The sequence below is a fragment of the Enterovibrio sp. FF113 genome, assembly GCF_041439165.1.
Taxonomy (GTDB): domain Bacteria; phylum Pseudomonadota; class Gammaproteobacteria; order Enterobacterales; family Vibrionaceae; genus Enterovibrio; species Enterovibrio norvegicus_A.
The window spans coordinates 168,989-189,876 of record NZ_JBGONO010000008.1 but is presented as its reverse complement, the minus strand read 5'-3'; the positions used below and the strand labels follow the sequence as shown (position 1 = coordinate 189,876).

Below are 20,888 nucleotides of genomic sequence, written 5' to 3'. Positions count from 1 at the left end.
ATCAGGGCGAAGGCTTTAACGAACTGCGCTTTGAAGACCAAGCGGACAAAGAGGAAATTTACGTTCATGCCCAAAAGGACATGAACTTGTTGGTCGAGAACGACCGCAAGGACAACATCAAACACGACTTGCACTCGGATGTGGAGAATGAGCGGTTTTCTCACATCAAGGTGGATGACCATTTAACCGTCGATGGGCAAAGCAAAGAGCATGTGAAAGGTGATAAAACCGTTATCAGCGATAACAGCATTCACATCAAGCAAGGAACATCTCACCTTGTAGAAGCTGGCTCTGAAATCCATCAGAAATCAGGCGCCAAATTGGTCATCGAGGCGGGAAGCCAAATCACCCTCAAAGCTGGTGGATGCTTTGTAACGGTTGACGGTTCAGGCGTCCACATTTCCGGCCCTGTGGTTAACCTTAATGCCGGTGGCAGCGGGGGGAGTGGTTCAGGGTTTGGGGGTAGTGCACCGACATTGCCAGGTCAAATACCACCAAAGCCAGCCGACCCATTACCCATGCTCTCACCCGCACAAATCGCGACGATGAAATCTGCAGCGCCATTCTGTGAAGAGTGTGAAGCCTGTAAGGATGGTCAATGCGCAGTATAGATAGCGAGCAAAAGACCCATCTCAACACCTATGCCGTTTTTAACGGCACCAGTGAAGAGAACGCGCTCAAGCATTTTTATCGATTGGGTGGCAACGATGCCAAGCCACTCTGGAGCGGTACAGTTTACGCCGAATGGCATGATGTTATGCCCTACATCGCCGATGTATCCGATCTCGCCGCGTTCCTAAACTGGGAACATCAAGAAGCCCCCGATGACTGGGGCATCATCGTCACCACAGAAGATACCTTTGAAAACGTGTTTAAACACTTTCGAAGTCTCACTCAGGTTTGGATGCCCGCCAGCGGACACGCTTTTTTTCGATTCTACGACCCAAGATTCAGCCTGAATGTCGCGCAATACTGCAACGACGAACAGCGCAGCACTCTAATGGGCCCTTGTGGTAGCTGGAGCGCGAAAAACCGCTTTGTGACTAACACGACACCCATTCCTTTTCTAAACGAAAAGCCTTTTCCTTGGTGGAACGTACCGAAGGATGTCGTGAAACAACTCAATGAAAGCGACAAATCCACGCTGATTGCTAACAGTGCTAAATGGCTTCGCGAAAATCATGCCGATCTCTATTTCTATTACCCCGAAAGCACACTGCAAGCCAAGATCACTCATCTCGTTACTCGCCATAAAGAAGAGCATGGATCGCTTAATCAATTCTTAAAAACGTCGTTAGATAAAGAGGTGTATCGATGAGCAATACAACCATGACAATGGGTGATGTCGATAAGATGTTCAGCACCATCAAAAGTGATTTTGAAACCTCTATCGACGAGTACCGAAAGCATTCAGAGAACTGGTTTTATGGCTGGGCGCTAGAGATGGAGCAGAAGGTCATTATTAATGAAAATGAGCAAGCTGCTGATTCCGACGATTCCGAGATCGAAGCCGATCTCATCACTTGCCCACTGGACGGAAAAATCACTCTAGTTCATTGCTTTGAAGCCGAAGCCTTTGTGCCGATCACAGGTACGCCTTTTAAGATCCAGCCAGTTAAAAAAGTCCCAGGCATTGTATATGGATACAACTACGAGCCAGACGGTCCGGCGATATCAGGAACAATCGATGACCAAGGCTTTGCAGAAGTAACACTGGACCAAGCCTATCGAGGTAAACAAGTTCGAATCACCTTCTATCCCGATGTCAATGAGAGTGACATGAAGGCAATGCTCGATTCCTACGATCCCACCATTAGCAAACTCAGTTCGTGGCTTGATAAAGAATGGGGAACACAACGCAAAGAGTGGCAAATTTACGTTACTGAGCCCATTGATGTGTGGGATCAAATCGGCAAATTCATGGACGACATGCTAGATGCCGTTATTGATGCATGGGATGAAATTGCCGATCTGTTTAAATTACTCGCTAACCCATCGAAACTCGCAAAAAAACTCTCTGAATACATTGAAAACCCTGAACTCATTGCGCAAAAGCTAGCATCTGCAAAGGAAGAAGCAGAAGAAATGCTAACACTAATAAAAGATGAAGCACGCTGCTTCTTGTGCCTTAACGCCGTGCTTTCTTGGTTTAAGCTGCTTAGCCCTCTGCAGATTCTCAACCTTGTCTCAGTGTCCCTGTCCGTCATTTTGGTGGAAGTGGTGCTTAGTATCATCATTCCTGGTGGCGCTATTTTGAAAAACGTAAATCGACTGAGAGATGTTGCTGACACTGCAACATTGGTAGGAGCATAAGATGGCTAGAAAAGCGCGTCCTGCCAAGGCAGTAAAGAAGATAAAAGAAGTGATCGAGTTGGTTAAAGTCGATGCAAAAGCCAACGTAGGAACACTTAAAAAAGTGTCACAAAAAGGCAATGGAAAACTCAATGGAAGAGCAAAGGCCAACCAAACTGTCGATGGCAAAAAAATAGATAACGCGACATCAGAGAAACGCGCGGCAAAACAATCAACACATGTCACATCAGAAAAAAGCCGAGATATAGATAACAACGCCAGCACAACAGAAAAAGGCGATAAAACACAAGGTAATAAAGATAAGACAGAGGGCTGCCCAGTCTCGATGGTCACAGGCGAAGAAACGCTTCAACTCAGCGATGTCACCTTGCCTGGTTCACTGCCGTTCATATTTACTCGAACTTACAAAACGTCTAGCTGCGAACTGAACCACAACCTCGGTTTTGGTTGGAGCCACCCGCTTAACCAATCCCTGCTTTTTGAAAGCGGTAAGCTGTTTTGGAAAGATGCAGAAGGAAAACGAACAGAACTTCCGGAACCAACCCAATCGCGTCCTGAGATTTATAACGATCTCGCAGGTGCCGCCGTTTTTCTTGGTGCTAAAGACAATGAATTTGTACTCGCGCAAGCAGGTCAACCTTTTCACCACTTTACGCGCACTGGCGACACGGCAAAACTCACTGCCATGTCAGACCAATACAGCAACCGCCTGGCGCTCGAATACGATAGCAAAGATCGCCCCAAAGCCATCATTAATGAGCATGGCATTGCGCTTTGGTTTATTTATGAAAACGATTTAATCACACGTATTGAATTTCGAACGCTCAAAGCAGGTGGCACAAAGAAAGAATGGATTACCGAGCGCACTTGCTTCACGTATCACTATAACGACGCCAATCAACTGATCGATGCGGTTAACACCGCAGGAGAAGGTGAGCACTACCAATACGATGTGCTAAACGTTATCGCTTTACGAAAAATGGCCGGCGGCGTTGAATTTGGGTGGACATGGGACGGTAAAGGCAAAGCGGTTCGCTGTGTTCATCACTGGAGCAACACAGGTTACAACACCAAGTTTGACTGGGACGATACCGCTCATTCAGTGGAAGCAACCTACTCAGACGGCAGTACTTCGGTTTATCAGCACGATGAAAATGCAAAACTGGTTGAACTGACGGATCCTGATGGCGCTATTACCAAAAATGAATATAACGAGAATGGCGATTTAGTTCTTTCTATCGATCCGCTCGGCAATGAAACCCGCCACGTCTACAACGATTTCCAGCAACGTGTACTCACTGTCCTTCCTGATGGCGAAGTTATTGAATACCAATATTGGCGAGGAAACCTGCGCCGCGTTATTCAAGCCGATCGCAACTGGCGATACAAATACAACGCCAATGGGGATATCACTGAAAAGCGCGACCCTTTAGGGCAAGATACCTTCTACCGTTACAACGGTCAGGGGCAGCTCACCGACATCACCTACCCTGACGGCAGCAAACACGCGCTAGCGTGGAACCGTCTAGGTATGCTGATCGGCGAAACCTATCCTGACGGCGAAAAAGCCTCTTATCGCTATGACATATTCGGGCGAATCATTGTCGAAAAATCGGCGATTGGCGCAGTCACACAATATGAATGGGACGATGCCGACAGGCTCCGCAAGGTCATACTTCCATCGGGGCAATCCAAGCATTTTGATTACAACGGCTATGGCAAAGCAACCCGTGTCGTGGATGAAAATGGGCTAGCGACGCAGTACGAATATCACCCCAATACTGATCTTGTCAGCCGGGTTATCCAGCCCGACGGCTCAACGCTTCGCTACCAGTATGAGAACGCCAAAAATTTCGTCACTGGCATTATCAATGAGCGCGATGAAACCTATAAAATTGATTACTTCGCCAATGGCTTGGTTCGCAGCGAAGTCACCTTTGATGGACGACGTTTCGACTACCAATACGATCTCAACGGCAAGCTGCTAAAGAAAACCGAAACGGGCACAGAAGGCACACAGCTCGAAACCATTTTCGAACGCGATGCGATGGGCAGGTTGACCAAGAAAACACTGCCTGACGGCAATGAAGTCGCCTACAGCTATGACCAATTTGGACAGTTGATTGGCGTTGATGACGGTGAAACACCGCTAGCATGGCGTTACGATCTGTTAGGGCGTTTGACCGAAGAGCATCAAAACTGGGCGTCTAGTTTCTTCGAATACGACAGTGTGGGCAACCTTACTCACTGGCAACTCCCTGATGCGAACAAGCTCAGCTATGAACGTTCTGCGGGCGGCGTACTAAACCGCTTATTGCTCAACGACGAACAACTGACTCGCCACCACTATCAAAACGGCCTCGAAACCGCCCGTAAACAAGGCGATATTCTCAGCCGTTTCCAACACGACGAGCAAGGGCGGCTAACCGCACACACGCAGCATCAAAATGGTCGCCAAACACAATCTCGCCAATACCAATATGGTGCTGACGGTAATTTAACTGAAATGGCTGACAGCCGCTTCGGCACCGTCTTCTACGATTACGACCCCCTTTCTCGCCTTCAGAAAACCCGCGGTGTGGTTGAAGAGTCTTTCGCACATGATCCGGCAGGTAACCTGTTGGACCAAGTGATTGGCGCACAGGCAGGCAAAAAGCCGTTCGACGTGGAAGGAAATCAGCTCAAGTTTCATGGCGACAGCCACTATGAATACGACGAGTTTGGTCGACTCATCGCTGAAAAGCGGGGCAAAGACCAGCGCTTGGTGACAAGTTACGACTACGACTGTCAGCACCGCTTGATCAAAGCATCACTCCCAGAGGGTTCATTCGCTCACTACAAATACGATGCCTTTGGGCGACGCATTGAGAAGAACGTCACCGACAAACTAGGAACGGAGAAAACCACCGAGTTTGTTTGGCAAGGCGACACCTTAATTGCTGAAACCAGCAGCGAGCATTACCAGACATACATTTATGAACCGGGCACCTTCAAACCCATGGCGATGCTGTCAGGCGAAGGGTCAGATTACGAGGTTTACCACTACCACCTCGACCAAATCGGCACACCAACAGACATCACCGATTTACACGGTAAATCCGTATGGTCAGTACAATACCGCGCTTACGGCAATATACTCAGAAAACACGTTGAAGAAATCGTCAGCCCTCTACGTTTTCAAGGCCAGTATTTCGATGAAGAAACAGGACTTCACTACAACCGACACCGCTACTACAGCCCGAACACAGGGCGATTTATTACTGCTGACCCTATAGGGCTTGCAGGTGGGTTAAATAACTACCAATATGTGCCTAATCCGACGGGATGGGCAGATCCGTTAGGGTTGGCTGTTGTTGAGGCTGGTGGTGTTTGTTGTGGAGGTAGTCAAAAACCCGATTTTTATGTTGGTTCGGACGGACCTGCTACTACTTTGCCTTCAACGGGGTATCGATACATGGATTCAAGCTATGCTGAAAGAACAATGGCATCGCAAGAAGCGCCATTAAGCTATTTTGGCTTCGAGAAATTTGAAACCGGACAACAAGCAAGAGATGCATTCCAAATATTTTATGAAGAAGGAAACCCAGCTTCTTGGAGTGACGCCCGTCTTAGAGGAGAGTTTGATACTTTGCAGCTTTTCGATCCTGAATGGGGACTTAGAGCAAGAGTCCCCCACGACGCTGGTGACAGAGGAGGATTTTTAGAGCCCTTGACTGAATATTATCCTCAATATGGCAAAGGTGGTGGTGTACAGCTGGTACCTAGAGATAGAATGACAGTGAAATTCGACGATGTGAAGCTAATTCCCGAGGAGTAAACATATTGTGACTGATGAGCAATTATATAAAAACCTGTCTTACTTAATTAGTAAGTATATTTTGGATAGTAGCAAAAAAAACAAACTACTTGATGAAATAAAGAATCGCGGCTTTAGCGGTGTTAAAGGGGTTCTCCATGAAATTTCCTCATCAAAAATTGACATAGATAATAAAGACACCCAATTAATAAAGGATATTGCGTTTTATTTCGCATAGATATACCCAAGCAACGATTAGGTATCGTCGGTAGATTTCAAGGTAGTTGACCAGACTTTCTAATTAATCGGCTCTTTTTTGACCGCCATGTTTGTTATTGTCTACGCTTTTGGGGTTGAGTGTCTTGGAGGTGGCTATCAAGGCCTTATTGATGTTAAAAACTTACCTAAGTCGACTGTAGTAAGAACTGATAAATTGTCAGAGATTTTTAAGTTATGATAGACAAAAATGAATTACTAACCAATATAACCATTCTGTTAAAACTGGCCAATGATAGGAATATGCAACAGGGTGTTATAGTTTACAAAGGAGCAATTGAAAAAATATCTCAAGCAAAATCGCAAGAAGAAATATTTATCTGCTGGGACAAACTCAAGCATGCTTTAGTTGGTATTGAAGCTCATGGCTATTTGACAAACAAAGAGTTTGAAATTGTGAAAAATATACGTTTGATGGGATAAATCAACGGAAATAACTGGGACAATCGCTTTTAAAAAAGTCGAAAAATCGGCCTCATGCCTTTTCATTCCTTCGGAATAAGGACCAATTTTAAATTGGGTTAGCACTCATCCGTGCAAATACCGATCTAAATCTACTTAGACTGACAGATAGCAGACACCCTTACACCCAACCATACAAACGAGCTAGAGCTGCTATCATTCACCGCTACTACTGCTACTTCCCTTCCCATCACCTGCAATAGCTGTTATACATAGATATAACACCATCTCAGCCAAAGGATTACCATGGCTCATTGGCACGATAACCAACCTATTTTTCGCCAGTTTGCTGATCAAATCACCCAACAAATCTTACAGGGTATCTGGCAAGAAGGTCAGGCTTTGCCTTCGGTTCGAACTGTTGCTGCTGATTTGAAAATCAACCATTTAACCGTCATGAAAGGCTATCAACTGCTGGTGGATGAGGGATTGATCGAGAAGCGGCGCGGTCAGGGTATGTTTGTCATGCAAGGCGCAAAGCAAGCGTTGCTTGATGCAGAAAAAACGCGTTTTCTCCAGCAGCAGATCCCTCAAATTGCCAACACATTACAACGTCTGGGTATGTCTCTTGATGATTTTATTCAGCAACTCAAATCACATACAGAAGGTGACCAATGAGTGCATTAGTCAGCGTAAAACACGTTTCTAAGCAATACAGTGGGCGAGACATCACACAAGGTGACGTGCTCACCGATATTAGCTTTGAGCTAAAGCCCGGTCAGGTGCTTGGCCTACTCGGACACAATGGCGCGGGTAAATCGACGCTCATCAAAGCGATGTTAGGCGCGCATCAATACCAAGGCCAGATCAGTGTTAACGGTTATGAGCCCATCACGCAACGTGACAAAATGATGGAGAGTTTATCGTATATTTCGGATGTGAACGTGCTACCCGAATGGATGACAGTGGCACAATTGTTAGCTTACACCGAAGGCGTACATCCTGGCTTTAAGCGCAGTAAAGCGGATGCGTTATTGACTCAAACCGATATCAAACCTCGCACACGTATCAGCGCGCTTTCAAAAGGCATGAAAGTCCAACTTCATCTCGCGATAGTGATTGCGACCAATACGCAAATTCTCATTTTGGACGAGCCAACACTTGGGTTGGATTTGGTGTATCGCGATACGTTTTATCGCCACCTTTTGGAATGGTTCCACGATGGTGAGCGAGTGTTGATCATCGCCAGCCATGAAGTCGCTGAAATCGAACACCTGCTGACGGATGTATTGATCCTTAAACATGGGCGTGCAGTGATGCAGACCTCAATGGAATCGATCAGTGAGGCATACTTCATTCTCGATGCCAGTGATGATTTTAGTGGCCAAATAGAAGCTTTGAATCCGATATCCTCACAAAAAGGACTCGGTACGACCAAATGGCTACTATCTCGTGATTGCGCGTACCAAGTTGAAGGGATGGGCATGGTATACAAGGTTAGGCTAGCCGACCTATTTCTAGCATTGCAAAGGGAGGCCGTATGATGCGTTCAGTGTTAGCGATGTTACGCAAAGAGTGGTTGGAAAACCCATTGGTATTGCGCATACCTCTGTTTCTGTTCGCCTGTGGCGCTCTGCTATTTGTCAGCGTGATGAGCAACTCTAGCCTGCAAAACGACATGTCCTTCCAAATGAGCATTAATGGTGATGCCAGTGACATTCACCATTCGCTCGGCGATAGCATTAACGGGTTCATTGCAGCCGCGGCTGGGCTTTTGTCTATCCTGCTTGGTACGCATTACTTCCCGAGAACGCTGCGTAAGACGCGTACAGAGGGCAGCATCATGTTTTGGCGCAGCATGCCCGTTAGTGACGTCAAAACACACGTGGTGAAACTCACGTTTGGATTGCTCGTTATTCCCCTCGTTTGTTCAATCCTGGTCTTAGCTGCAAATATGATGCTTTGGATCTTGAATGTATCGACCGAACACCAATTGGCACTGTTTCAAAGCCAAGCGTCTTTGGGCAACATATTAGTGAGTTGGATTACGTTCTTATTACGCATGGTGTTTGCCGGTGTCTTACTGCTGCCGCTTGCACTGTCAGCGATGGCGATTTCACAAAAAGTGAATTCACCGCTTATCGTCATGTTCATCGCAGTTTGTGCACTAAAGTGGATGCCGATCGTTCTGCTTGGTTTCTATGGTATCGATGATTTTTTCTCTGCCATTTTTTCCCTGCCACTGAACGCGATTATCTACTCGAATCCCCTTAGCGCGATCCCTGAAGCGGGCTGGTTCAACGTGGCAATTTATACACTCTGTGGCGTCATGGCTGGCGCGACAAGTCTGAAATTCAGCCGCACCGCGTAAATATTTGTCTATTCGCTGATCGTATTTAAACATTCTCACAAAACGCATGGGTCGACAGATTCCTTAATTTCATCTGTCCACCTATGCGTCCTAACCCAACCACACGGCCCCAATCTTCCCGTATCGCTTTCTCAGTTGTCCCCATTCCCATGACGTTCCTCCATGCCTCGCAGAAAAAAACAACACAGGCATGACCGACAACAATAATTCCAACCCAACCTACAATCATCTCGTTTTATTTCGTTTCATCTCGAAAAAGGGTATGAAAAGCAATCCTTTGAGATCGAAATCAAATATGAACCTTCACACCTAGTGTTATATTCACCGTTAACTCTCTGAGAGATATAGAAAAAGCACTTACTGGAAAATGAAAGTCGCAGTTTCGCTGGTTGTAACATCGAACCCGACGGCATCGCCAGCACCGTTTGTCGCAAGTATCTCCTATCCCTTTATCAAGCTATATATGGTTTACAGATGAAAAAACTACTTGTTCCGTTACTTCTATTTAGTACTCATGCATTTGCTGAAAACAACTTTTATGCTGGTGTCAGTGCATCCGTTTTCAACGATACGGAATTAAAACTAAGTGGCATGTCGGCTGATAAAAACAGTGATATAGGGGCTAGTGCATCTGCAGGCTACAGTTTTGCAATGTCATCGGGTTTGGAGCTAGGCATTGAAGTGGAGTATGTGAAATACGGCAAAGCAAAATTTACCGATACTTACCATGTAGAAAATGAGGCTGTTTATATCAATGCCAAGCCTAAGTTCATTGAAGTTGGGAACAATCTATACAGCGCTCTGATTTTAGGTGTGGGCTCGATGTCCTCTGAAATCAAGAACAATGGTCAAACCATTAAAGATTCCGATCTTTCTTACCAAGCAGGCCTTGAAGTTGGCTATATGATTGACGAATGGGATATCGGCATAGGATACCGTTATCAAACGGCTGATTTCGATGGTTTCTACGGCATGGATGTATCCAATCAAAGCGTGACCCTTGGCATTCGATACAACTTCTAATTCGGTTATGACCTCGAACTGCTTCAATTTGATGAGTCAGCGACATATTGCGCTGACTCATACAATCTTCTTGCCTGCTACTGCTTAAATACTCAAACTCATTTCTTTAAGTCGGTAAGAGATCTCGCACAAGCCTTTCACAAAAAGCATGGGTCGATAAATTCCGCTGTTTCATCTGTGCATCCATCCGCCCTGATTTCACCACACTGACCCAATTTTCCAGCATGCTTTTAAAGCCTTTGGTTTCCAGCGTATCTGTCCAATCGGCCATTTCTATGCGTTCAGTTTTGCCGTTTTCGAGTTTTTCGCCGCGCAGAAAACCGTCAAATTGGTAGGCTTCGTTTTCAAAACACAGAGAAACGGACTCACAGGTTTTGCCAAATAAGCGGTTCATTTGGCCATTGAACAGCGTGCCGTTTTCCTCCCAACTCAGGTTAATCATGGCGATGTCATCACCCTTGCGTTGCACAGAGATTTGCACATCTTGCTGGTCAATTTTCCCGTTAAGATTGAGTGAATCGATCACGTGGATCATGTCATCAAGAACGAAGTCTTGTGCTGCGCCTATAAGGTTCAAACGGTGTTTATGCCAACTGATAGTACGAAGGTCACTACGCACCACCAGCGATTGCCAAAGCGGAATGTAGCGACGGTTGAAGCCAACAAACAATGGGACGGATTGACGCTCTGAAAGCGCATGGAGTGTTTGGTAGTCAGCGAAATTCAAAGCGGCAGGTTTATCAACGAATACAGGAATGCCATGCTCGATAAAGAACGTCGCGATGGGGGCATGGGTTTCACTATTGGTGTGGATCATCACGCCATCGACGTTCATATTCACCAACGCTCGATAATCACGACACGTTTCTGTGATGCGGTACTCTCTGGCAACTTCAGCCAGTTTTTCAGGGTTTCGAGTACACAACACTAGCTCTAAGGCTGGCATACGGGTCAACAAAGGAAGGTAGGCTTTGGTGGCAATGTCACCCAAGCCAATCACGGCGATTCTCATTAATGTTCTTTCCGATTTATTTAATACTGATTAAAGACTGTATTCCCGCTCGACTTTAGCAATGCGCGTTGTAAACGCGGCATACCATTTTTTACGCCCAAGCTTTTGCGCTTCCAAGTGGTCGACGTTCGCTTTCCACTGTTTGATGGATTCAAGATCCTGCCAATACGAAACCGTAATGCCTAGGTCATCACGGGCGGATTCAACACCCAAGAACCCCGGTTGCTGCTCCGCGAGTTCGACCATTTTCCCTGCCATCTCGCCATAGCCATCGTCGATATCCGTTCGCAGGTTGGTGAAAATAACAGCGTAATAAGGGGGCGCGGGGGTGTTCGCAATATCTGACATGGGCATTCCTTTCCCTTTTATTTGACGTGGAAAGACAGCCTAGCGCAGAACACGCTTTAGCCCAAGTCACCCAGTTAACCTTCAACCACCTTTAACCGTCTCAAATGCACTAATGAAGCTCAGATTAATGTTTTTTTCCTCACAAAGTAGCATTGCAGCAATACCGTTATGCGCTTAGCTTTAATTTGAGCCCAAATAAATCAAGAGGTTAAGTAGTGATGGACAGCAATAAACTCGCGCAAAGAATTCGTGTTGTATTTTCCGCTATCGCGTTGATTACTGTCCCTTTTGTTACCTTTGCCAATGAGCTGCCTGTGGTAAGAGTCGGCGTGCTTAAGTTCGGGACAATCAATTGGGAAATGGATGTCATCAAACGCAATAAACTCGACGAAAAAGCGGGTTTCATGCTCGATATCACCCCGCTTGCCGCCAAAAATGCATCTTCCGTTGCACTACAAGGCAACGCCGTAGACGTCATTTTCTCTGATTGGGTATGGGTAAGTCGCCAGCGCGCTGCAGGGAAAAGCTATACCTTGTCACCCACCTCTGCGACCGCAGGTGGGTTGTTTGCCGCGGCTGATCTCACACTCGCCTCCCCTTGCGATATCGCCGGAAAACAGCTTGGTATCGCAGGCGGAGCGGTAGACAAAACGTGGGTGCTCTATCAAGCGTATTGCAAAGCCAAAGAGAACAAAGACGTCAGTGAAACCACCGAACAGCAATTTGTCGCGCCGCCACTTCTTAATAAATTACTCATGCAGGGTAAGCTACCCGTGGGCATCAATTTTTGGCACTACGGCGCAAGGCTTGAAGCGGCCGGCTTCCAACCGGTTATCTCTCTTGATCAGATCGTCGAAGGCTTAGGCATAGAAACACAAGTGCCAATGCTCGGCTGGGTATTTGATGAAAAATGGGCAGACACCAACCCGCAATTAGTTTCCTCATTTTTGAAGGCTTCGTCTGAGGCGAGAGCAATATTGCGAACCTCTGATGAAGAATGGGATGTGATACGACCGTTAACAAAAGCCAAAAACGATGAGGTGTTTTCTGAACTTAGAACAGCATATCGACGCGGATTTTCAGGCACATTTGGTGAACAACAGCAAAAGGCAGCCGCGCAGATTTTCGCAATTCTCGCCAAAGAAGGAGGGCCAAAACTGGTGGGTAAATCCGATTCATTAAGTAAAGGCACATTCTGGCTCAATCAGTAAGCGTGCGTAGGTCAGGGATTATAGGTAAAGGGACTGCCATTACGTGATTCGGCTTAACCACACTCGCCTACTGTTACCCGCATTGCTGATGATTTTCTGGCAATGGTCCGCGGTGTGGATAAACAATCCCGATTATCCCACGCCCGTTGCTGTCTACCATGCCTTCGTTTTTGAGCTAACACAGGAACAAATGCTTTATCACCTTGGCATGACGCTTTGGCGGGTAGTACTGAGCTTTGCGTTCTCCATGGTGCTCGGTGTGATTTTTGGCATCATGATGGGACGCTTTCCGAAGCTCAATGAACTGTCGGATCCCGTTCTGATCCTCGCCTTGAACATCCCTGCGCTGGTGACCATTTTACTATGCTATCTGAGTATCGGCCTGGTTGAGGCCGCAGCCGTCACAGCCGTCGCCCTCAATAAAATCCCGACCGTTGTTGCGATGATCCGAGAAGGGGCACGCGTGGTGGACAACGATCTTCTCGATGTTGGCCGTGTCTTTCAGCTTTCGCCAGCAACGCGCTTTTTCCGCGTATTCCTCCCTCAGCTATACCCTTACATCATGGCTTCTGCCAGAACTGGCCTTTCGCTGATATGGAAGATTGTCTTAGTGGTTGAGTTAATTGGGCGAAGTAATGGCGTTGGGTTCAAACTTCACACTCTGTTTCAATTCTTCGATATTGCCGGCATTCTCGCTTATACCTTTGCCTTCGTTGCCATCATCTATTTGTTAGAAGGCTTGATATTCCGCCCGCTCGACAGAGTCGTTTCCCGGGGGCGCGTATGATCTCGATTGCCCTGAATATTCAAAGCAAGCGCTATAAGCAGGATGAGCTTGTTATTGCCGATCTGAACGGCAATATCAAAGCAGGGAAAATCACCGCCATTGTCGGGCCATCTGGCTGCGGTAAATCGACCTTGTTGAACATGATTGCAGGGCTCGAAACATCACAACCCAATGAAATCTCGTTTTCAAATCTACAAAGTGCCCAACCAAGGGTTGGGTATATCTTTCAAGCCCCGCGCCTTATGCCGTGGCTAACAGCGAAAGAAAATTTGGCGCTGGTATGTGGCAAAGACAACCCATCGATCAGTGAAACCCTTGATGCCATGGGTATCCTTGATAAGCAAAATGCCTACCCCGCCGAGTTATCCGGTGGGATGCAAAAGCGGGTCAGCATCGCACGCGCGTTTGTTTACAACCCCGACCTCTTGTTGCTCGATGAGCCTTTTACCTCTTTGGATGCCCCCACCGCCGATCAGCTCAGACAACAATTGCTTGCGATGTGGGAGCGGCATCAATCCACCATGGTGTTTGTCACTCACGATCTTCGCGAAGCCATTTCACTGGCAGACGAAATTTGGTTCCTCAGTCGTTCGCCAACCACAGTGATTCATACCTTGCCCATAACACAACCGCCCGCGCGTTTACTCGTCGACAAACAAGGACGCCAGCAGATTGATCACGTCACCACCAAGCTGATGGATGAACATCCAAACTTGCTCAGCGGCCTGACAGGTAATACCCCCTCTCAACCAGAGTGAAAAAATCCGCACAGCGTCATCGCACATCACAGTATAACTTGCGTATAATGCCCACTTTCTTACTGCCCGGTGGAATCCAACATGGCTAAGACGCTGACGCAAGAGCGCATCGCAGAGATCCTCAAACTAGACATTGACCAACGTTACAAATACTTAGTGAAAGAAGTCGTAGAGAATCGCGAGATTTGGATACTGACTGATGAGCACGGCTGCGTCATGCTCAATACCGAAGAAGAAGATTGCGTTCCCGTGTGGCCAAATCAAGAGTTTGCACAAGAGTGGGCAACCGGTGAGTGGGAACACTGCAAACCTGAGGCCATTGGCCTGAACAAGTGGCATAGCCGCTGGACAAACGGACTGCTGGACGATGAGCTTTCTATCGTTGCTTTCCCAAACATCGACTTAGAAGGTGTCGTGCTGTTCCCTGATGAGTTTGATTTTGATCTGACCAGTCTGGCGAAAAAGCAAAAGCGCTAAGTCTTCAGTCATCGCGCCAATCACAGAATGATTGTTGTTGATGCAGAGTGACGAAGAGTAAAGAATAAATAGAGAAAGAGTGGGCAGTGCCCGCTCTTTTTTCATTCGGAAAACTAAATCATGTAAAAAACACTAAATGCCACTTGATACTCTCCGATCCACCTTCAGGTCAATTCAATTCACCATTAATATGGAACTCCTGCCAATCATCACCTGAAATGGCCATATATTTTAAAAGCACGATTAATTGAAATATAGATCAGCATAGAAATTAACATAGCCTTGTTGATTATATACAAAGTTGAGTTGTCATAAATATGGGGAGGAGTCATTACAAATAAATACGATGACTATCACCATCTCTGTCGGAACCTGATTTTTAAAGGGCTCTATGTATCATTCACTATGGGAATGATATTGCACAACTCACCACTTGATCATACTGCTACTTGTCATCTGAATTCCCGCTTTAATTGAGAATCGATCGTATTAATAAAATTTGGTTCGAATTCAAATTGATTGAAATCAACAAACCTTCATTCATGCTGTTTGTAGCACCGTTTCCCCCCGAATATAAATTCCCTCACATTTAGGGAGTATTTATAGTCACCCCGTAATATTCCATTCAAGATTCTACGTTTTGAACCCTAAAAAACATTCGCTTGGTGAATGTTTTGTTAATGGGTTTGGGGCAAATAAAAATAGCTAAGTCTATTAGCACACTGATCCGCGCAAGCGATGTGAGAATGACAATGAAAAACTGGATCGATAAGGCGGTGTTAGCACCAATGAAGCGTCGAAGCTTCATGAAGTGGGGGGCAGCGGTTGGCGGTGGTACCGCAGCACTGAGTGCGGGTTTGCCATTGAAAGCAGTGGCTAAAACAGCACCTCAACACGCAGAAGACACCAAAACCGTCTGGTCAGCGTGCATGGTGAACTGTGGCAGCCGTTGTGCATTGCAAGTTCATACTAAAAACGGCGTGATCACCCAAATCGAATCGGACAACCGTGGTGACGATCAAGGCTTTGGGAATCACCAAGTCCGTGCGTGTCTTCGTGGTCGCTCGATTAAGCACCGTGTTTACAACCCTGACCGTCTGAAATACCCAATGAAGCGCATCGGCAAGCGTGGCGAAGGCCAATTTGAGCGCATTAGCTGGGACGAAGCGTTTGATTTGATGTCAGAGAAACTGCAATACACCATCAAAGAATACGGCAATGATGCGATCTTCATTACCTACGGTTCAGGCACACAAGGTTACCGCACCGACGGTAAAGATTGCTTCAAGCGTCTGTTCAACCTTGTGGGTGGTTTCCTCGATTACTACGGTAACTACAGCTGGGGTCAAATTCAGTTTGCTCTGCCGTTCACTTACGGCTCCATCAAACCGTCGGCTTACGGTAGCTACACCACGGAAATCGAAAACGCTGATCTGTTGGTGATGTTCGGTTACAACCCTGCGGAAACGCGCATGAGCGGTGGTGGCGAAATTCACGAGCACGTCAATGCGCAACGAAAGAACAACGTTCGCACCATCATTATCGATCCGCGTTACACCGACACCATGTTGGGTAAAGAAGACCTATGGCTACCTATCCGCCCAGGTACCGATGCGGCTCTGGTTGAAGGTATCGCGCACACCTTGATCACAGAGAGCTTGGTTGACCAAGATTTCTTGAACAAATACTGCCAAGGCTACGATTCATCAACCTTGCCAGCAAGCGCCCCACAAAACGGCCACTACAAAGCGCACATCTTGGGTCAGGGTCCTGATGGCATCGAGAAGACACCCGCGTGGGCGTCAAAAATCACCGGCATTCCTGTTGATCAAATCGTGCAACTGGCGCGTGAAATCGACACAGCAAAGGCGTGTTTCATCACCCAAGGTACGGGCATTCAGCGTCAAGCGAACGGCGAGCAAACCTCTCGTGCGATCGTGATGCTGCCGATCCTAACGGGTAACATCGGTCGCCCAGGTACGAACACCGGTGATATGCCTGCGAACTGGAGCTACCCAGCGCCGCGCATTCCAACGGGCGTTAACCCGATCCAAGTAAAAGTGCCGTTCTTCAAATGGAGCGATGCGATTTACCGTCATCACGAAATGACTGATAAAACCGACGGCATTCAAGGTGGCGAGCGTCTGCGTACCCCGATCAAGTTCCTACTGAGCTACTCAGGCAACATGATCATGAACCAACATGCCGACATCAATAAGCACCGCAAACTGATTGAAGATGAAACCCAAGCGGAATTTATCGTGGTGTGTGATAACCACATGACCTCTTCTGCCCGCTTTGCAGACCTTCTGCTGCCCGACGTGACCACCATCGAAAACAACGAAGTGAGCTCTGACGGTTACTCATCAGGTTCATTGGGCGGCGTGTTCCCGCTGGTGCGCGCTATCGAGCCATTGTACGAAACACGTTGTGCCTACGACATGTGTGTGGGTCTGTCTGAGCGCCTTGGCGTGAAAGAAGCCTTCACCGAAGGCCGTACCCGTGACGGTTGGTTGGAATACCTTTACGACGGTGCGCGTCAAAAAGATGCCAACCTGCCAACGCTCGAAGATCTTCGTAAAAATGGCCCTTACACGTTAGCTGCGCCAAAAGAAGGCCGTATCGCGCTGGAAGATTTCCGTAACGATCCAGAGAAGCATGCCCTAGGCACGCCTTCAGGCAAGATTGAGATCTACTCCACCAAGCTGGAAACCATCGCGAAAGAGTGGACGTTGGCAGACGATGAAATCATCACGCCGATCCCGCAATACGTGACCACGTGGGAAAGCCACTTGGATCCAAAAACCGAGCAGTTCCCGCTGCAGTTCTTTGGCTATCACACCAAAGGGCGCACGCACTCGACGTACCACAACATTCCGTGGCTGCGCGAAGTGGTGTTCGACGGTATTTGGATGAACCCAATTGATGCGAAAACGCGTGGTCTTGAAAGCGGCGATTACGTTCGCGTGTTCAATGATCGTGGCGAAATTCGCGTTGCCATCAAAGTCACGCCGCGCATCATGCCGGGCGTGACGGCATTGGGCCAAGGCGCTTGGTACTCCCCAGACAAAAACGGTATCGATTTGGGCGGTTGTATCAACACGCTGACCTCACAGAAGAACACACCACTGTCGAAGGGGAATCCTCAGCACACCATCCTAGTCCAAGTGGCCAAGGTTTAAGGGGAGATAAATAGATGACTCAATACGGATTCCATGTAGACACCAGCAAGTGTACAGGCTGTAAAACCTGTCAGGTTTCATGTAAAGACCGCAGTGACCTGCCTGTGGGCGTTAACTGGCGTCGTGTTTACGAATACGCCGGCGGTGACTGGGTACAAAACGACGACGGCACAGTGAACCAGAACGTTTACGCCTACTACATGTCGATTTCATGTAACCACTGCTCAAACCCAGCGTGTGTGAAAGCTTGCCCAACGGGCGCGATGCACAAACGTACTGAAGATGGCCTTGTGGTTGTCGATAAAGACGTGTGTGTGGGTTGCCAATACTGTGGCATGGCGTGCCCTTATGGCGCACCTCAATACGACCCTGCGAAAAAACACATGACCAAGTGTGATGGTTGCTACGAGCGCATTGCAGAAGGCCGCAAGCCAGTGTGTGTCGAGTCTTGCCCATTGCGTGCGCTGGATTTCGGTCCAATGGACGAACTGCGCGAAATGTACGGCACGAAAAACGACGTTGCGCCGCTGCCCGATCCACGTTTGACATCGCCAAACCTGATCGTCACCACCTGCCGTAACTCTCGCCCCACTGGCGACACCACAGGCAGCATCCAAAACCCGACAGAGGTATCGCTATGAGTGAATTATCGCTGGTCTTCTTTACCGTATTAGCGCAATCCGCCGTCGGTATGTTTATCGCCCTAGGTTTGGTGGAAATGTTCCTCAAACCCGAGCGTAAAAGCATGAACATCGCGTTTATGGCATCACTGACACTGTTGGGTCTGGGCGCGATTGCGTCAGTGACGCACTTAGGTCAGCCATTTCGCATGTTCAACGTGATGTTCGGTCTTGCACACATGTCTGCACTGAGCATGGAAATCGTCGCATTGTCACTGTTTGGTGGCGCGGCATTTACCTACACCGCACTGCGCGTGTTGAACATTCAACCTACCCTGCAAAAGCTCACGCTACCTGCGGCAATGGCACTGGGTGTTGTGTTCATTCTTGCGATTGTGAACGTGTACCGTTTGCCAACCGTGGTGAGCTGGAACTCGCATTGGACCACGTTCCAGTTTTTGATGACTGCAGGTGTCGTTGGCCCAATTGCAGCCGCATTGGCACTGCGCGTTCAAGCTGCAAAAATTGGTAAGGTTCAACAATGCGCTGACCGTTCACTGGCCATGGCCGCACTGATCACCATGGCAATGTCATTGGTTGGTTTTGGTGGCTACGCAGTCTGGTTAGGTCAGCTAAATGCTTACGCCAACCCCTTCGCGATGGCGAACGCAGAAGCCTTCACCATGGCGCGTATCGGTTTGATGGCATCAGGTGTTGTACTGTTTGCATCTCAAGCATTGCGTGGCAATAACAAAAACGCTGGCATCGCGATTGCGGCGTTTTTGATGGTTGTGATGGCAGAACTGTCTGGTCGTGCGTTCTTCTACGACGCCTTCATCAGCGCTAGCTCTGGTATGTAATATCCCGATTTTTGGGTCAAAAAGGGGCTGGAATGTCAGCCCCTCTTTTTGAATGTTAACGCGTTACCTTTTCTTTTTGTCACCCCTTTTTATTTTTTAAAACACGTTCTTTTTTACCTCATTAATTTTAACCGAATAAGCCCATTGCCATGAATGACTCTCGCTACGAAACGCTTGCAAGCCTGACCATCGCCAGTCACTTTTTCTATCGTGCATTGCATCAAGCGCCAGATGCACACTTCATTAACGCTCTCTATGACGAGCCGATGTTCGATGAATGGCCCGTAGACATGGCGAATGCCAAGGTGGAACAAGGGTTAGCGTTGCTTAAACAACGACCTAATCTACACGCGGCCAGCCGTGATTACGCACAATTGTTTGTCGGACCAAATACCCTGACAGCAGCGCCTTGGGGCTCTGTGTATCTGACGGAGGAACAAACTACCTGTGGCGCTGCTACGCTGGCGATTCGCGCGTTTTACGCGGAGCATGGCATTGCTATCGATACAGGCGAACGTGAACCCGAAGATCATATTGGTTTGGTGTTTTCCTTCATCACTTATTTGCTTGAGACCGCATTTAACGCACAAGTGGTTGAAGCCACTCACAATGAAAGCTTGGCATCATTAAAGGCCTTTTTGAGCGATCATGTGCTGACGTGGGCACCGCGCTTTTTCGCGATCATGCGCGAAGGTGCACAAACCGAGTTTTACCAAGGCATTAGCTATCTTGCGGAAGGCACGCTAGAGCAATTGGCGTCGCAGGTGAACGCGCAATACAACAGCGTAAATCTCTATCGTTAATCGCTAGCGTGAATATCAAACGTTACTCAGAACCGCACATGTTTACCGACAATCAGGGTTAGGCACCATGTCAGACAGAGACGAGCGCTATTACAACGCACAATTGAACATGCAACAGTGCAGTCGCCGGGGGCTTTTTCGCGCCTTGTGGTCTGGTGTCAGTAAGCCTGTAAAAGCGTCTACTCAGATAGCCGCTATTCGCAGCGTTCCCCGCCCGCCCACAGCGGTAGAAGAAGCGTTGTTAAATCGCCTCTGCGATGGGTGCGGAAAATGTGAAGAGGTGTGTCCACAGCACGTCATTAGCATGCTCGAAGAGAAACCCACGCTTACGCTAGATGGCGGTTCGTGCACAGAGTGTGGTGAATGCCAACGCGTTTGCCCAACACTTTCGCTCGCAAATACATCGGCCAATGGCGTGCCATCGACAGGCGCTGTCGCCGCACTTTCAGGCATGTGTGTTCGTCAAATGGGGGCACCTTGCCAATCGTGCGAAGAGGCTTGCCCACATCAAGCGATTGACACTGTAAATCGAAGTGTTTCAATCAAAACGGAGCTTTGCTCTGGCTGTGCGCAATGCCGTGTCGCCTGCCCGTCTCATGCCATTCAGATGGTGATGCGTTAACGCATAGCGATTGTCATCCACCACAAA

General features: G+C 47.8%; 20 protein-coding genes and 1 pseudogene. 19 read left to right on the top strand and 2 right to left on the bottom strand.

From position 1 onward, the window contains the following. The 10 genes and pseudogenes from ACED36_RS08685 to ACED36_RS08640 all read left to right on the top strand — a co-directional run. Positions 1 to 611: pseudogene (locus tag ACED36_RS08685) on the top strand (type VI secretion system tip protein VgrG); the annotation flags it as partial. Further along, positions 599 to 1,318 carry a DUF4123 domain-containing protein gene (locus tag ACED36_RS08680; RefSeq protein WP_371733121.1) on the top strand — a complete coding sequence of 240 codons (720 nt, stop codon included), beginning with the start codon at positions 599 to 601 and terminating at the stop codon, positions 1,316 to 1,318. The pseudogene ACED36_RS08685 and the gene ACED36_RS08680, both read left to right, overlap by 13 nt. After that, positions 1,315 to 2,313 carry a Rhs family protein gene (locus tag ACED36_RS08675; RefSeq protein ID WP_371733120.1) on the top strand — a complete coding sequence of 333 codons (999 nt, stop codon included), beginning with the start codon at positions 1,315 to 1,317 and terminating at the stop codon, positions 2,311 to 2,313. Before ACED36_RS08680 ends, ACED36_RS08675 begins: the two co-directional genes overlap by 4 nt. A gap of 1 nt (position 2,314) precedes the next feature. Continuing rightward, positions 2,315 to 6,130, top strand: coding sequence for an RHS repeat-associated core domain-containing protein (locus tag ACED36_RS08670; protein WP_016960028.1), 3,816 nt, complete (start codon positions 2,315 to 2,317; stop codon positions 6,128 to 6,130). A gap of 7 nt (positions 6,131 to 6,137) precedes the next feature. Beyond that, positions 6,138 to 6,347 carry a hypothetical protein gene (locus ACED36_RS08665; protein WP_017003146.1) on the top strand — a complete coding sequence of 70 codons (210 nt, stop codon included), beginning with the start codon at positions 6,138 to 6,140 and terminating at the stop codon, positions 6,345 to 6,347. Positions 6,348 to 6,562: 215 nt separating this feature from the next. Then, positions 6,563 to 6,808, top strand: a complete 246-nt coding sequence (locus tag ACED36_RS08660) for a hypothetical protein (protein WP_016960026.1) — start codon at positions 6,563 to 6,565, stop codon at positions 6,806 to 6,808. Positions 6,809 to 7,093: 285 nt separating this feature from the next. Further along, on the top strand, positions 7,094 to 7,465 hold the full coding sequence (locus tag ACED36_RS08655; RefSeq protein ID WP_016960025.1) for a GntR family transcriptional regulator: 372 nt from the start codon (positions 7,094 to 7,096) through the stop codon (positions 7,463 to 7,465). After that, entirely contained in the window at positions 7,462 to 8,331 is an 870-nt protein-coding gene (locus tag ACED36_RS08650; RefSeq protein ID WP_016960024.1) for an ABC transporter ATP-binding protein, read from the top strand. The genes ACED36_RS08655 and ACED36_RS08650 overlap by 4 nt, the downstream gene beginning before the upstream one ends. Continuing rightward, complete coding sequence (locus ACED36_RS08645) at positions 8,331 to 9,158, top strand: hypothetical protein (RefSeq protein ID WP_029486412.1); 828 nt, start codon at positions 8,331 to 8,333, stop codon at positions 9,156 to 9,158. Before ACED36_RS08650 ends, ACED36_RS08645 begins: the two co-directional genes overlap by 1 nt. A 474-nt stretch (positions 9,159 to 9,632) precedes the next feature. Further along, the gene (locus ACED36_RS08640) at positions 9,633 to 10,181 is read left to right on the top strand and encodes an outer membrane beta-barrel protein (RefSeq protein WP_016960020.1); all 549 of its coding nucleotides are present in this window, start codon (positions 9,633 to 9,635) and stop codon (positions 10,179 to 10,181) included. Positions 10,182 to 10,287: 106 nt separating this feature from the next. Here the strand turns inward: ACED36_RS08640 and ACED36_RS08635 are convergent, their stop codons facing one another. Then, on the bottom strand, positions 10,288 to 11,193 hold the full coding sequence (locus tag ACED36_RS08635) for a Gfo/Idh/MocA family protein (protein WP_371733119.1): 906 nt from the start codon (positions 11,191 to 11,193) through the stop codon (positions 10,288 to 10,290). A gap of 30 nt (positions 11,194 to 11,223) precedes the next feature. Then, positions 11,224 to 11,541 carry an antibiotic biosynthesis monooxygenase gene (locus ACED36_RS08630; protein ID WP_016960018.1) on the bottom strand — a complete coding sequence of 106 codons (318 nt, stop codon included), beginning with the start codon at positions 11,539 to 11,541 and terminating at the stop codon, positions 11,224 to 11,226. A 218-nt stretch (positions 11,542 to 11,759) separates the two neighbouring features. On the opposite strand from ACED36_RS08630, the gene ACED36_RS08625 reads away from it, so the two are divergent. The 9 genes from ACED36_RS08625 (at position 11,760) to ACED36_RS08585 (ending at position 20,861) form a co-directional block, all read left to right on the top strand. Continuing rightward, the gene (locus ACED36_RS08625; RefSeq protein WP_371733118.1) at positions 11,760 to 12,752 is read left to right on the top strand and encodes an ABC transporter substrate-binding protein; all 993 of its coding nucleotides are present in this window, start codon (positions 11,760 to 11,762) and stop codon (positions 12,750 to 12,752) included. Positions 12,753 to 12,795: 43 nt separating this feature from the next. Continuing rightward, positions 12,796 to 13,539, top strand: coding sequence for an ABC transporter permease (locus ACED36_RS08620; RefSeq protein WP_016960016.1), 744 nt, complete (start codon positions 12,796 to 12,798; stop codon positions 13,537 to 13,539). Beyond that, a complete protein-coding gene (locus tag ACED36_RS08615; RefSeq protein ID WP_016960015.1) occupies positions 13,536 to 14,297 on the top strand; it encodes an ABC transporter ATP-binding protein in 762 nt (253 codons plus the stop codon). The genes ACED36_RS08620 and ACED36_RS08615 overlap by 4 nt, the downstream gene beginning before the upstream one ends. A gap of 81 nt (positions 14,298 to 14,378) precedes the next feature. Beyond that, a complete protein-coding gene (locus ACED36_RS08610) occupies positions 14,379 to 14,774 on the top strand; it encodes a DUF2750 domain-containing protein (protein ID WP_017003136.1) in 396 nt (131 codons plus the stop codon). Between the two features lie 752 nt (positions 14,775 to 15,526). Continuing rightward, positions 15,527 to 17,956 carry a DMSO/selenate family reductase complex A subunit gene (locus tag ACED36_RS08605; RefSeq protein ID WP_371733117.1) on the top strand — a complete coding sequence of 810 codons (2,430 nt, stop codon included), beginning with the start codon at positions 15,527 to 15,529 and terminating at the stop codon, positions 17,954 to 17,956. Positions 17,957 to 17,970: 14 nt separating this feature from the next. Further along, on the top strand, positions 17,971 to 18,597 hold the full coding sequence (locus ACED36_RS08600; RefSeq protein ID WP_016960012.1) for a DMSO/selenate family reductase complex B subunit: 627 nt from the start codon (positions 17,971 to 17,973) through the stop codon (positions 18,595 to 18,597). Further along, positions 18,594 to 19,436 (top strand): DmsC/YnfH family molybdoenzyme membrane anchor subunit, encoded by an 843-nt coding sequence (locus ACED36_RS08595; protein WP_016960011.1) that lies wholly within the window; start codon positions 18,594 to 18,596, stop codon positions 19,434 to 19,436. Before ACED36_RS08600 ends, ACED36_RS08595 begins: the two co-directional genes overlap by 4 nt. Before the next feature lie 149 nt (positions 19,437 to 19,585). Further along, positions 19,586 to 20,239, top strand: coding sequence for a molecular chaperone (locus ACED36_RS08590; protein WP_016960010.1), 654 nt, complete (start codon positions 19,586 to 19,588; stop codon positions 20,237 to 20,239). Between the two features lie 67 nt (positions 20,240 to 20,306). Next, positions 20,307 to 20,861 carry a 4Fe-4S binding protein gene (locus ACED36_RS08585; RefSeq protein WP_016960009.1) on the top strand — a complete coding sequence of 185 codons (555 nt, stop codon included), beginning with the start codon at positions 20,307 to 20,309 and terminating at the stop codon, positions 20,859 to 20,861. The last annotated feature ends 27 nt before the right edge of the window (positions 20,862 to 20,888 follow it).

Bases quoted from the DNA above. Each gene is read 5' to 3' on its own strand.
- ACED36_RS08680 (WP_371733121.1), top strand. From the start codon at position 599: ATGCGCAGTATAGATAGCGAGCAAAAGACCCATCTCAACACCTATGCC.
- ACED36_RS08675 (WP_371733120.1), top strand. From the start codon at position 1,315: ATGAGCAATACAACCATGACAATGGGTGATGTCGATAAGATGTTCAGC.
- ACED36_RS08670 (WP_016960028.1), top strand. From the start codon at position 2,315: ATGGCTAGAAAAGCGCGTCCTGCCAAGGCAGTAAAGAAGATAAAAGAA.
- ACED36_RS08660 (WP_016960026.1), top strand. From the start codon at position 6,563: ATGATAGACAAAAATGAATTACTAACCAATATAACCATTCTGTTAAAA.
- ACED36_RS08655 (WP_016960025.1), top strand. From the start codon at position 7,094: ATGGCTCATTGGCACGATAACCAACCTATTTTTCGCCAGTTTGCTGAT.
- ACED36_RS08650 (WP_016960024.1), top strand. From the start codon at position 7,462: ATGAGTGCATTAGTCAGCGTAAAACACGTTTCTAAGCAATACAGTGGG.
- ACED36_RS08645 (WP_029486412.1), top strand. From the start codon at position 8,331: ATGCGTTCAGTGTTAGCGATGTTACGCAAAGAGTGGTTGGAAAACCCA.
- ACED36_RS08640 (WP_016960020.1), top strand. From the start codon at position 9,633: ATGAAAAAACTACTTGTTCCGTTACTTCTATTTAGTACTCATGCATTT.
- ACED36_RS08635 (WP_371733119.1), bottom strand. From the start codon at position 11,193: ATGAGAATCGCCGTGATTGGCTTGGGTGACATTGCCACCAAAGCCTAC.
- ACED36_RS08630 (WP_016960018.1), bottom strand. From the start codon at position 11,541: ATGTCAGATATTGCGAACACCCCCGCGCCCCCTTATTACGCTGTTATT.
- ACED36_RS08625 (WP_371733118.1), top strand. From the start codon at position 11,760: ATGGACAGCAATAAACTCGCGCAAAGAATTCGTGTTGTATTTTCCGCT.
- ACED36_RS08615 (WP_016960015.1), top strand. From the start codon at position 13,536: ATGATCTCGATTGCCCTGAATATTCAAAGCAAGCGCTATAAGCAGGAT.
- ACED36_RS08610 (WP_017003136.1), top strand. From the start codon at position 14,379: ATGGCTAAGACGCTGACGCAAGAGCGCATCGCAGAGATCCTCAAACTA.
- ACED36_RS08605 (WP_371733117.1), top strand. From the start codon at position 15,527: ATGAAAAACTGGATCGATAAGGCGGTGTTAGCACCAATGAAGCGTCGA.
- ACED36_RS08600 (WP_016960012.1), top strand. From the start codon at position 17,971: ATGACTCAATACGGATTCCATGTAGACACCAGCAAGTGTACAGGCTGT.
- ACED36_RS08595 (WP_016960011.1), top strand. From the start codon at position 18,594: ATGAGTGAATTATCGCTGGTCTTCTTTACCGTATTAGCGCAATCCGCC.
- ACED36_RS08590 (WP_016960010.1), top strand. From the start codon at position 19,586: ATGAATGACTCTCGCTACGAAACGCTTGCAAGCCTGACCATCGCCAGT.
- ACED36_RS08585 (WP_016960009.1), top strand. From the start codon at position 20,307: ATGTCAGACAGAGACGAGCGCTATTACAACGCACAATTGAACATGCAA.